Genomic DNA, 12233 nt, shown 5'->3' with positions numbered 1-12233 from the left:
TTTATTTGTAATATTTTTTAATTAAATTATTCAAATATTTAATTTTATCAATATAGCTAAATTGATAATCCAACTCACTCACATCAATAGAATAATGCTCTCCTCTATCCTCTATTTTATTAAAACTTTTAATATTTAGCTTATCTTCAAAAGCTTCAATAATTTCTTGTATGTAATAATTTTCAGTATATGCTACATTCACAATTTTATTGAATTCGTTGTTTTCTAAATATTTTAAAGTAATATTTTTAACATCTACAACGTCAATTAGATTTCTCGTTGCATTTTTATGAATTACTAATTCTGAATTGTTTACTATTTGACGATAAATATAATTCATCAACAAATTTGGATTTCCTCCTTTACCTACTGCATTACTTATTCGTAGAATTAAAAATTTAGAGGAAGATTCCTTTATAATTTCTTCCATATGTAATTTATGTAAAACGTATGGACTATTATATTTTGATGAATCGTATATAGAACAAGTACTAAAGTAGATTATTAATTTATTCTTATTCTTTCTAATCGTTTCTTCAATTAAATTCTGTTCACGTAAAAATTCTTCCTTTTTAGTTTCAGAAGAGTTCGAAACTCCGGATGCGAAAAAAATTACATCCTCTCGATCTACATCTAAAAATTGTTTAGCAATTAATCCTCTACCTATTATCATTGTAGTAGTCATTTACAGATTTATGCCCAACGTGTAATATAATTTCATCTCCAATTCCTTCATTTCCATTACAAACACACCATTGTTTCGGAAGAATATACGGATATACGCCTGTTTTCCATGCTGATTTCCACATAACTAAAGACGCTCTAGAAGGATCATTTTTCATAATTTCCATACAATTAGAAAAAAAATCAACTCCTCTCTTATCATTTTTCCATAATGTCATAGGACTTTGATTATATGAATGACCTAGGCCTTTTGATTCATCTTTAATATTTTGTGTATCTTTAGATGATTCCATATCTCGTCGTAATAATTGACGATCATTATATGGAACACAAAAACCGAATTTTTGAGTTAAATATATTAAGCTAATTATATCAGACGAGACAATTTTCATATCAGAATCTAATACACATTTGAAATCTGCAGATGAATGTATTAATGAATAAAATTTAAAATAATCCGCAGTTCTATAACCAAACCTTTCATGATCTGGAAATTTTACAGGAGATGAAACTTTAATTGTTTCAACACCATCAATTTTCAAATCAAAATCAGTATAAACAGTATATTTAGCTTCTGGAAAATATTTTTTTAAAGTCGAAAGAGTTGGTTCTAACCTCACGTTTTCATTAAACAGACTACCACCCCCATTCGTTCTACTTTCACCAAATTCAGCAAATAAAAATTCTATAGAAATTGAATTAATCATTTTATTTTCATCAAATGAAAAATCTATATTTCTAAATTTAAAATCAGGTTTTTTTATAACGACAGCTTTTGCTTTTCCTAACAATACAGCAATTGTATCTTTTATTCTATTTATCATTATTTTCTGAACAATTTACGTACTAAATAACTAAAAATATAACGAGTAGGAATCTGATCTAGAACATTAGCTATATCTAAAATTTTATGATTATATACTACATTTTTAATTCTTTCTTTTGAATGTTTTTCGTTAATAATTGTATTAAGACTTCCATACATATTTACCATTTCTTTATATGTATTACGTTCAGTCGTCCAGCTATTGTGCCAAGAACCACTGAAGTGGTGAGTAACATAATTTATAGGTAAATCCAAAGAAAAATAAGTTGAAGGATACAAACAAACACCTTCTTTTAACTCTTGGAATGTATCATTATCAGCATCAGCTCCGAATTCTTTCACTAATAATCTTGAAAAAATTGCTGTATTAGGTTCTTCATTGTATTCGGCATTTGTGTAAAAATCTAAAATTTTTTTTGCTAGAATATGTCCTTTCTCAACTCCCCAAAAAGCTGAGTAAGGAATACCTTTAATCTCAAATCCACAAACTGCTCTATGGTGTAAAAAATCATTTAAAGTATTCTTCACCTCCATATCTGTATCCAAATAAAAACCTCCATTTTCATATAAAATTTTAGCTCTTGCAAAATCAGAAACAAATGCCCATTTTTTATTTAGATATGCAGTTTTTGTAAAATCATTTTGCATAACATCGAAATTATCTTCATTCCATTCTATAATTTCATAGTCAGGTAGATATCTCTTCCAACTATTAATACAATGTTTGACAATTTCTGGTTTTTGATTATTTCCAAACCAAAAATAATGGATTTTTTTAGGTATCATATTTTTAAAATACTTAAGTATAAAGGATATTTTTTATCCAATTATCGAATCTATATTTAATAATAATATTTTCATCAATCATGAAATAGGGTTTAGACAAAAATTCTTCTAACCCTTCATAATTCTTATAATCAGTGATATAAATGTTATCTGGATGATAGAAGTCGTAATTTAATACTGAATTATTATTGGTTATTATTTTGTTTTTGTAATTCAAAGCTTCAAAAAAACGTAATGATAAACCATTATGCTCCTGACGTTTTAAATCTATTAATACTTTTGTTCTATTACTAATTTCTAAACAATTTTTGTAATTTAGTGAATCGTTTATCATAATTAATTTTTCAGAAAACTTAGAATGAAATTCATCCTGTTTTAAGTAAAAATTTATCACATAATTTTTATCTAAATCCTTTAAAATATCATATAGATTGTTTAATATATTAAATCTATTTTCAGTATTAACACCTATATAGGAAAAGTCTATTGATTTATTAACATTTGTATTTTCTTCGAAAAAACAATTTGTTATAGATTTTAAATTGTAACCTGGATAATCTAACACATCTTTATCATCAAAAACATAAATTTGATCGAATAAATAATCGTAATCTAAAATTTTCTTTGACACAGATAAGCCATCTAATTGGTAATCAACCATTTTGTCAGAAATTGAACGTGCATATCGTATAACATTTTCTGGAATTAAATCCCCTCGAATAACGAAACAAAAATCAAACTTTAAGTTCTTCTGTTCTAATTTTTTTAATTTTTTATTCGTTACACTAATAAAATTTCTTTGCTCAATTTTATGAATGTGCTGTGTATCTCTTTTAAAAATTCGATAAAAAATATTCTCTAGTTGTTGAAGCTTAGAGAATTTATAATAAGGGAGTTCTTCATCATAAAATTGATGAATTGAATAGCCATTCAATTTGAAGTGTTTTACGAATTGATCTGCTAAATTTTTATTTTTATAGATAAAAAGTATCGATGGCATTATTTTAATTCTAGAATTCTATATAACCAATTATTTAAAGATTATTAAAAGAAAAAATCGATCATTTTTACCAATTCTTATTTAATATAGTCCTAATTGAGAAAGTTTATTGTGTTTATAAATTAATATAATAGTTTGTTTGGTATTAATCTTAAATAATATCTAACAAACTATTTGTAGAGATTAAGTTTAAATTAGAAAACTAAATATAGAGAAATCACAATTTCAATTATTTATATTATAATTATTCATTAAGATCAAACAATTGATATATGGTTAATTTTATAATCCATTGTATTTTTTTAAAGCCTTTATTTTACGTCTAGCTTTTACCCAATTCAACAAACCTAAATGTCTAATAGATATAAATAAATTTAAATAATATTCTTTTTCAGTTGATGAAAATCTAAAATTTCTTAATTGATCACCAAAATATTTAAAACATTTCAGTTCCAAATCCTTATCAATTGTATTTTGATACCAATTAGATATTTGATATATTTTAATAATATCTTTAATCCAATCAATAGTTAATTTACCACTTGAAAAATGAACTAAATCTATTTTGTTAGTTAAATAATTATCAAACTTATTATTGATATCTAAACTAAATCCAATATCGTATCCATGAAAGCCTTTTAATTTTTCATTAAATGTTGTTCTTCTCCAAACTTCCTTCTTACATGCTAAAAAAACGCCATCCAAAATTTTAGTTGGTAGCAATCCTGTATTATCACTTTTAAATGTATAGTTATACCTTTTTTTAGATTCAGAATTATAATGAGATATATGCGAATTTTTATAACCTTCCAAAACCCACCATGACGATGGAACATTGGGTATATAATTTGCACCAGCTAGTCCAATACAACCTACATTTTCAATTTTTAAATAATCGACTAATATTTCACCCCAATTTTCAGTTTCGAATAAAACATCTTCATGTATAAACAATAAATTATCATATTTTGATTTTTCTGCCCCTTTATTGTAGGCTTCGCAAATCCCCATGAGTCCAGGATTCCATACTTTGATTATCTCAAATTCAAAATTTTCACCAATTGTTGATTCTACATTTTGTGAAAACTGATCAAAATATTGTTTTTGATAGGATGATACTATAATTGAAAGCATTTTCTATATAAATTTATCATATTCATCAGAATCGTGTTGACCTTGTTTATTTAGTCTCCAAGAAGAAGAACTATTTACTGTATCGTAATAATATTGCTGTTCTTCTGTTAAATTCATGTTATCTATGTACCAACCACCATGTTTAGAGGTAAAATCACCACCAATTCTAATACCATTTAAATAACTAATATTTTTAAAAAGAGACGGATAATTAGGTTTGTATAAAGCAAAAGTTGTATCAATCCAATTTAAATATAAATTATCTTCTATATGATTTTCCCAAAATCTTTTTTCCCATTTTATAACTTTATCTTTTAAAATATATTCTTTTGGTAAATCGTCAATTCTTAAAGCAAATCCTATCTTATTTATGCGTTTAAAATATTTATCAAGATGATTAATCATTATACTCATAAAATTTAATGGTAAATTATTATTAGGGACAATGTCTGCATCTGTTACCACAAAATATCCCTTACCATATTTATTATGTAATATTTTATTTTCAAAAAACACTAAATGACCAGCATTTTCTTCCATGTATTCTACAATAACTTTACTTTCTATATCTTTATAATAATTTAGTAATGGTGCGTAAGATGATTTATTATCAATTATAATAATATTCTGAAAACCTCTTGTCAATAAAAAATCAACTAGTTGTTTTAAATAATAAAGTTGGTTAAAATTTATTATTATAATTGGTATTAATAGTGGATTTTTTCTTTGATCTTTAATCAAAGAATTTGTATTTATTAAAAATTTATAGTACAAATAATTAATATGATTTTTAATTCTTTTTAGCATTATTATTAAACTGATAATTTTTATATGGAATTGTAATTATTTTTCTATATTCATTTAAATACATATATATAGATATTAGGTTTAGATTATTTCTAAATTTTAAGTTCCACATTCGATAAAAATGTTTTTCCAAAGTAACTCGTGCTTCTTTCTTCCCCAAATATTTAATATAATGATTTAACATATCTGCATAAAATTGATAGGTTGCAATATTCTTTAAATCATTATTATTTTTATCATTTACTTGTCCTGAAATACTTTTTTCAGAGAATCTCACATATACTTTAGTTTTATCTAGATAATAAATACCATTTGGTATAGAGAATTTAATAACAGCCATATCATCAGAATGCCATGCTAAAGGATACTTTTCAAATTTATATTTTTCATAAATTTCTTTATTAAAAATATGTTCAGATAAACTTGATCGATGTCCTAAGTTAAATTTAAAATTCCAAAAATCATTAGTTGTTATAACTTCATCATATTTTGAATATGTAGTTGTTTTTTCAGATTTTTTATTTATAAAAGCTTGAGAAACTTTAATAACATAAATATTTTTTGATTCTATTAATGTTATTTTTTCATAAAACTCTTCCACAAAATTATCTAAAACCATATCATCATCACCTAAAATCTGAAACCAATCTTCAGTAACATTCTCCAAAATTCGTTCCCATTGGCTTGCAAGGTTATTTCCACCTAGATTCTCTTGATAATTAAAATAATGATAATTTCCATCAGGAAAGTATTTTTGTATTAAAGGGAGCGGATTATTTGGGCTTGCGTCATTCCCTATATATAAGGTAAACCTTATATCAATTTGGTCTGCTACAGATTTTAATGTTTCTTCAAAAAAATCAATTTTATAATATGGTATTACTATAGCGAGTTTATTCATATTATTTTCCAATTAGAGAAAGTAATTTATCTACAATTTTATACCTTTTACTATTAAGAATTATTTTCATTTTTGCTATTTCTTGCTCATATTTTTCAATAATTAAAGCTTTGCCGTTTAATAGATGGATTGGTCCTAAATGTTCGTGAAAGAAATCTAAATGTTTATTTTCTATATATTTAAAAATTGGTATTTTATTGCCTATAGTTATATCAGTGATCATAGAAGACTCCTTAGTTCTATAATAAAAACCTGTATAGTCTAGTTTTAAAATATTTTTCCCCTTTTTTATCAATTTAATTACGAATTCCCAATCCTCTAACCCTTCTTTCATATTTTCATCATAACCTCCTATCAAATCGAACATTTCTTTTTTATAAAAAAAAGAACAAAATATTATATTAGTTGTTGCTAGGTTTTGTAATGTAAATTGAGGTAAAATCCATTTTCCATTAATATATCCAAACTTTTCCGCTTCACAATAAATAATTGTATAATGTTTATCAAACTCTTTTGAAGCTAATTCCAAATACCTATTCCCTATTTTATCATCACAATCCAATGGTAAAATCCATTCTCCGTTTGCCTTTTTAATACCAGCATTACGTGCAGATGATAATCCTCCATTTTCTTTTTTTATGTATTTGAATCGTGAATCCTTTTTTATCCAATCTAAAGCTATATCCTCAGTATTGTCAGGTGAACCATCATTTACAATAATACATTCCCAATTAATATATGTTTGTTCTAAAACAGATTGCAAACATTCATCTAAATATTGAGCTTGATTAAAGCAAGGTACAACTATTGAAATTCTAACTGACTCCATAATTAATTGAGAATTAGTAATATTTTGATATTAATTTATATAAAAAGACAGGTAAGTAATATTTGATAGCGATATTCAATCTAATAATTTTAAAAGGGTATTTACTATACAGATCAATAACATCTTTTTCTAATTTATATTTATTCATATACATCGAAAAAATATTATTATTAATAATATCCTTAGCAATGCCATGTTTATCAAACATAAGTTTTAATTTCAAATCTTCTTCATTAAAACCAACAAATTTTAAACTTGATATTTTATTAACAAAGTGTCAATAATAGGCTAACTAATTAAGTATTTATACTTTTAATTTATTTATAAGAATCTGTGAAAATTTTAAAAAATAAATTTTGAGTAATTTTTTCACATTTTATTAATAATTTCAAAGGCATAATACAATTTCCTTTAATAAGTTCCTCTCTAAAACTAAATGAGCAACTTTACTTAAAAACATTATAATCCGCAATATCATCTTTTCTTACAGAAATGTAATTTACTATTAATGAATCTTTAAATTTGATTCATATTAACTACTGTTAATAATTAAAATAATTGTCAGATCCCATTTAAGTTCATTAAGATTTAATTGAGTAACTGACTAATCATTTATAATCAAACAGTTTTCATTTAATTCCATCATTACAAACTGAAGAAAACACTTAATTTTTAAATGTTGAAAACCATCATGTTTAACTATTTAATATAAAGCAACTTAATTAATATTTATCTTTTAAACTAGTATTCAATAAAATATAGTTTATATAATCATATTTTAAACTAATATGAATTTAAATATTATACTAAATATTGTGATTGATCTTATTGGAATTAATGTTATTAATCATTTTATTCCAAACCCCATTTAATATTAGGAATAACACTTCCGTTACTTTTGGATGAACTATGATAATCAAGTTTTACCATATTATAAACTTTAAACTGTATAGCCTCTTCAATAATCTCATAATCTACAATCCCATCTCCAAACCATACTGATAATATATATTCACCATTTAATAACTTAGGTTGTGAAATATTACAACTAATTGTTCCTGTCCCCGTTTTTTTTGTTAATATTTGAGTAGGCTTATGTATTTTCATATTACTCCCAAATATTGTATTTCCGTTTAAATCAGATACTGTGAAACCAAGTGTTGGAATAAATGATAAATTTTCAATTATATATGAACAATCAATCACCAACTGATCACCAACTTGATTAATTGATAATTCTCTTATAAATCCTTCTGATTTTGAAATTTTATCTTTAAGATTATAAAACGAATTATTATATTTTTTTATAACATTATCTATATTACCTGTTTCTATAATAGTACCTTGTCCCATTAAAATTCCATAGTCACATAAATTTTGTATTGAATCCATATTATGACTCACAAAAAGAATTGTTCTACCTTCACCTTTTGTCACATCACCCATTTTCCCTAAACATTTCTTTTGAAACTCAGCATCACCAACGGCTAATACTTCATCTACAATTAATATTTCAGATTCTAAATGTGCTGCAACGGCAAAAGCTAAACGTACATACATTCCAGATGAGTAACGTTTAACTGGTGTATCTATATAACGTTCAACACCTGCAAAATCAACGATTTCATCAAATTTTCTAGAAATTTCTTTACGCGTCATTCCAAGAATCGCCCCATTCAAATAGATGTTTTCTCGTCCAGTCATTTCTGGATGGAAACCTGTACCAACTTCTAATAAAGAAGCTATTCGACCTTTATATTTTATAGAACCAGTAGTTGGTTTGGTTACACGAGATAAAAGTTTTAATAGAGTCGATTTCCCAGCTCCATTACGACCAATAATTCCTACAGCTTGTCCTTGCTCAACTTGAAAGTTAATATCATTTAAAGCCCAAACATAATCAGATTCACCTTTCTGGGTACGGTCATTTGATTCTCCAATCTTAAGATATGGATCCTCTAATCCTCTAACGTTATACCACCAACGCTTGATATCATGTTGTAAAGATCCTGTTCCAACCTCACCTAAACGGTATTGTTTTGAAACATTTTCTACATCTAAAACTATATTTTTTGACATTTTTTCAATCTTTAATTATACCGTGTCCATAAATGATTTTTCTACTTTATTAAATATGATTGTACCAATCGATAGAATAATAAAAATAAAAACAGTAGAATAAATAAGCATCCCTATATTAAAATCACCTACACCTAAATAGGCGTATTTGAAACATTCGAAAATTCCTGTTAGTGGATTTAAATCAGCAATCCATCTAAATTTTTCAGGAATAGACGATACAGGATATACGACAGGAGTAACATACATATATAACGAAACACCAAAAGATAATAACATTGATAAATCTTTATATTTTGTAGTCATAGACGAAAATATCATTCCCATTCCCATTGCAAATGCTGCCATTAATACAATTAAAATTGGAGTTGCTAAAATCCATAAATTTGGATGTACGTTACCTTCAAAAATTAGATAATATAACACGACACAAATAAACAACACAAATTGTACAGCAAATTGCATAAAATTAGATGAAACAATAGCTAAAGGCATCACTAATCTAGGGAAATAAACTTTTCCAAAAATAGAAGCATTACCTCTAAACACATTTGATGTTCCATTCAAACTAGCTGAAAAATAGTTCCACATTGTAACACCTGCTAAATAAAATGCCATTTGCGGGGCTCCATCAGTTGATAAGTTGGCTATATTTCCAAAAACAATCACATACATTACAGTTGTAAAAATGGGATTGATAAAAAACCATAATGGACCTAATATTGTTTGTTTAAAAGAAGTAACAAAATCCCTTTTAACTAACAAATAAACTAAATCTTTGTAGTCCCAAACTTCTTTTAAGTTCAGGGATAAAAGGTTATGTTTTGATCCAATCTCATTCGACCATTTATCATTAGAAGATACACTCATATTTATTCAACAATTTTTTTCAAATAAGCACCATATCCACTCTTACCGTATTTTTCGGCAGCAGCTAATAATTGCTCTTTGTTAATAAATCCTTTTTGATAAGCAATTTCTTCGATACAAGAAACACTAACACCTTGACGTTTTTCTATCACACGAACAAATTCTGATGCTTCGTGTAAAGATTCAAAAGTTCCTGTATCAAGCCATGCAGTACCACGATCCATGATACCAACTTCTAATTGACCTTTCTCTAGATAAACTTTGTTTATATCTGTAATTTCTAATTCACCACGAGGAGATGGCTCAAGATTTTTAGCTATTTCTACAACTTGATTATCATAAAAATATAATCCTGGAACCGCAAAATTTGATTTTGGTTCTAATGGTTTCTCTTCAATTGATAAAGCTTTTTGATTTTCATCAAAATCTACAACACCATATCTTTCTGGATCTGACACTTGATATGCAAATACACAACCTCCTTTTACAGAAGTTTTACTTTCTAATAACTGTTCTAATCCAGTTCCGTAAAAAATATTATCACCTAAAACTAGAGCAACAGAATCATCACCGATAAATTCTTCACCAATGATAAATGCCTGAGCTAATCCGTCTGGACTAGGTTGAACTGCATATTGAATATTACATCCAATCTGAGATCCATCTCCTAATAATCGTTGAAATGGTTCAGAATCGTGAGGTGTTGTTATAATTAAAATATCTTTGATACCTGCTAATAATAAAGTTGATAAAGGATAATAAATCATCGGTTTATCATAAACTGGCATTAACTGTTTACTTACAGCAATAGTCAATGGATAAAGACGTGTCCCTGACCCTCCGGCAAGAATAATTCCTTTCATAAAATTATAAGTTGATTATATAGAATAATGCTTCAAGACATGTCTTAAAGCATTATTAATTTATTAATTATATTGTTTTTGGTAGTATTTCTGGTAATCCCCAGATGTAACATTATCTAACCATTCTTGATTTTCTAAGAACCAATCAATTGTTTTTGATAATCCTTGTTCAAAAGTAACAGATGGTTTCCATCCTAACTCTTTATTAATTTTTGAAGCATCAATAGCATAGCGTAAATCATGTCCTGGACGATCTTTTACGAAAGTGATTAATTGTTCAGAAGTTCCAACTTCACGTCCCAATTTCTCATCCATTTGTTTACATAATTCTTTAACTAAATCAATATTTTTCCATTCATTGAAACCTCCTACATTGTAAGAACCTCCATTTTCACCTTCGTGGAAAACTAAATCGATTGCTTTTGCATGATCAATTACAAATAACCAATCACGAGTATATTTTCCATCTCCATAAATTGGAAGTGGTTTATTATTGATGATATTATGAATACATAATGGAATCAATTTTTCTGGAAAATGATTTGGTCCATAATTGTTTGAACAGTTAGTCATAACAATTGGTAATCCGTACGTATCATGATATGCTCTTACAAAGTGATCTGAAGAGGCTTTTGACGCAGAATATGGTGAATGAGGATCGTAAGAAGTTTCCTCTGTAAAGAAACCTGTATCTCCTAAAGCTCCGAAAACCTCATCTGTTGATACATGATGAAAGCGTTTACCTTCAAAATTATCTTTCCAAATGTGTTTTGCAGCATTAAGCAAATTAACAGTTCCGATAACATTTGTCATCACAAAATCCAACGGATTTGTAATAGAACGGTCTACATGAGACTCTGCAGCTAAATGAATTACACCTTCTGGTTGATATTGTTCAAAAACTTCAAGAATATGTTTCGCATCAACGATATCTGCTTTAACAAATTCATAATTCTCTTTATCTTCAATATCTTTTAAGTTTTCTAAATTCCCTGCATAAGTTAATGCATCAAGATTAACAATTTTAACCTCTGGATATTTTAAAACGAATTCTCTTACCACGTGTGAACCAATAAATCCGGCTCCACCTGTTATTAATATAGTTTTCATAGTTTAAGTTTAGGCTAAGAAAGTTTAATAAATTAAAAATTCTCAGCTCAAAGATAAATCTAATCTTTGAGATTATAATTTTTAAATAATTAAAAGAAATTAAATCCAAACATTCTTAGCTACTTTTTATTTCAATCATACCTAACGAACTAAAAATCAAATAATTTTAGCCGTTTTTATTTTAACATATTTATTTCTTACAATTAACTTAATAAGTCACTGAAATAATATACAAATTTATCACTTTTCTATCGAATCTTAATTAATGAAACTTTAAGTTTATTGTATTTTAAGTTAAGATAAATAAATTTAATCATTAATTTAATAAGAAAACAACAATCTAA

General features: G+C 26.3%; 12 protein-coding genes. All 12 read right to left on the bottom strand.

The window, feature by feature from the left end; translation table 11 throughout:
* Position 1: 1 nt before the first annotated feature.
* Positions 2–673 carry an NAD-dependent epimerase/dehydratase family protein gene (locus tag J9309_RS06955; protein WP_230475186.1) on the bottom strand — a complete coding sequence of 224 codons (672 nt, stop codon included), beginning with the start codon at positions 671–673 and terminating at the stop codon, positions 2–4.
* Positions 660–1508, bottom strand: a complete 849-nt coding sequence (locus tag J9309_RS06950) for a hypothetical protein (protein ID WP_230475185.1) — start codon at positions 1506–1508, stop codon at positions 660–662. Before J9309_RS06950 ends, J9309_RS06955 begins: the two co-directional genes overlap by 14 nt.
* A complete protein-coding gene (locus J9309_RS06945; protein WP_230475184.1) occupies positions 1508–2296 on the bottom strand; it encodes a glycosyltransferase family 32 protein in 789 nt (262 codons plus the stop codon). The genes J9309_RS06950 and J9309_RS06945 overlap by 1 nt, the downstream gene beginning before the upstream one ends.
* 13 nt (positions 2297–2309) lie before the next feature.
* Positions 2310–3296, bottom strand: a complete 987-nt coding sequence (locus J9309_RS06940) for a hypothetical protein (RefSeq protein WP_230475183.1) — start codon at positions 3294–3296, stop codon at positions 2310–2312.
* A gap of 282 nt (positions 3297–3578) precedes the next feature.
* On the bottom strand, positions 3579–4430 hold the full coding sequence (locus J9309_RS06935) for a glycosyltransferase (RefSeq protein ID WP_230475182.1): 852 nt from the start codon (positions 4428–4430) through the stop codon (positions 3579–3581).
* Positions 4431–4433: 3 nt separating this feature from the next.
* Positions 4434–5075 (bottom strand): glycosyltransferase family 2 protein, encoded by a 642-nt coding sequence (locus J9309_RS06930; RefSeq protein WP_230475181.1) that lies wholly within the window; start codon positions 5073–5075, stop codon positions 4434–4436.
* Between the two features lie 145 nt (positions 5076–5220).
* Positions 5221–6138 carry a glycosyltransferase family 2 protein gene (locus tag J9309_RS06925; RefSeq protein ID WP_230475180.1) on the bottom strand — a complete coding sequence of 306 codons (918 nt, stop codon included), beginning with the start codon at positions 6136–6138 and terminating at the stop codon, positions 5221–5223.
* Position 6139: 1 nt separating this feature from the next.
* Positions 6140–6967, bottom strand: coding sequence for a glycosyltransferase family 2 protein (locus J9309_RS06920; RefSeq protein WP_230475179.1), 828 nt, complete (start codon positions 6965–6967; stop codon positions 6140–6142).
* Positions 6968–7819: 852 nt separating this feature from the next.
* Positions 7820–9046 (bottom strand): ABC transporter ATP-binding protein, encoded by a 1227-nt coding sequence (locus tag J9309_RS06915; RefSeq protein ID WP_230475178.1) that lies wholly within the window; start codon positions 9044–9046, stop codon positions 7820–7822.
* 15 nt (positions 9047–9061) lie between these two features.
* Entirely contained in the window at positions 9062–9916 is an 855-nt protein-coding gene (locus J9309_RS06910) for an ABC transporter permease (RefSeq protein ID WP_230475177.1), read from the bottom strand.
* 2 nt (positions 9917–9918) lie between these two features.
* Positions 9919–10779 (bottom strand): glucose-1-phosphate thymidylyltransferase RfbA, encoded by an 861-nt coding sequence (gene rfbA / locus J9309_RS06905; RefSeq protein ID WP_230475176.1) that lies wholly within the window; start codon positions 10777–10779, stop codon positions 9919–9921.
* Between the two features lie 63 nt (positions 10780–10842).
* Positions 10843–11889: a dTDP-glucose 4,6-dehydratase gene (gene rfbB, locus J9309_RS06900; protein ID WP_230475175.1), complete on the bottom strand. Its 1047-nt coding sequence runs from the start codon at positions 11887–11889 to the stop codon at positions 10843–10845.
* Positions 11890–12233: the final 344 nt, after the last annotated feature.

Origin of the sequence: Faecalibacter bovis (assembly GCF_017948305.1) — a bacterium.
Classification (GTDB): domain Bacteria; phylum Bacteroidota; class Bacteroidia; order Flavobacteriales; family Weeksellaceae; genus Empedobacter; species Empedobacter bovis.
The sequence above is the reverse complement of the archived record's forward strand: the minus strand, read 5'-3'. Positions and strand labels throughout refer to the sequence as shown.

What these genes read in the sequence shown, in the direction of transcription:
- rfbA (WP_230475176.1), bottom strand. Translation starts at nt 10,779, where the DNA reads ATGAAAGGAATTATTCTTGCCGGAGGGTCAGGGACACGTCTTTATCCA.
- J9309_RS06920 (WP_230475179.1), bottom strand. Translation starts at nt 6,967, where the DNA reads ATGGAGTCAGTTAGAATTTCAATAGTTGTACCTTGCTTTAATCAAGCT.
- J9309_RS06945 (WP_230475184.1), bottom strand. Translation starts at nt 2,296, where the DNA reads ATGATACCTAAAAAAATCCATTATTTTTGGTTTGGAAATAATCAAAAA.
- J9309_RS06915 (WP_230475178.1), bottom strand. Translation starts at nt 9,046, where the DNA reads ATGTCAAAAAATATAGTTTTAGATGTAGAAAATGTTTCAAAACAATAC.
- J9309_RS06935 (WP_230475182.1), bottom strand. Translation starts at nt 4,430, where the DNA reads ATGCTTTCAATTATAGTATCATCCTATCAAAAACAATATTTTGATCAG.
- rfbB (WP_230475175.1), bottom strand. Translation starts at nt 11,889, where the DNA reads ATGAAAACTATATTAATAACAGGTGGAGCCGGATTTATTGGTTCACAC.
- J9309_RS06950 (WP_230475185.1), bottom strand. Translation starts at nt 1,508, where the DNA reads ATGATAAATAGAATAAAAGATACAATTGCTGTATTGTTAGGAAAAGCA.
- J9309_RS06925 (WP_230475180.1), bottom strand. Translation starts at nt 6,138, where the DNA reads ATGAATAAACTCGCTATAGTAATACCATATTATAAAATTGATTTTTTT.
- J9309_RS06910 (WP_230475177.1), bottom strand. Translation starts at nt 9,916, where the DNA reads ATGAGTGTATCTTCTAATGATAAATGGTCGAATGAGATTGGATCAAAA.
- J9309_RS06940 (WP_230475183.1), bottom strand. Translation starts at nt 3,296, where the DNA reads ATGCCATCGATACTTTTTATCTATAAAAATAAAAATTTAGCAGATCAA.
- J9309_RS06955 (WP_230475186.1), bottom strand. Translation starts at nt 673, where the DNA reads ATGATAATAGGTAGAGGATTAATTGCTAAACAATTTTTAGATGTAGAT.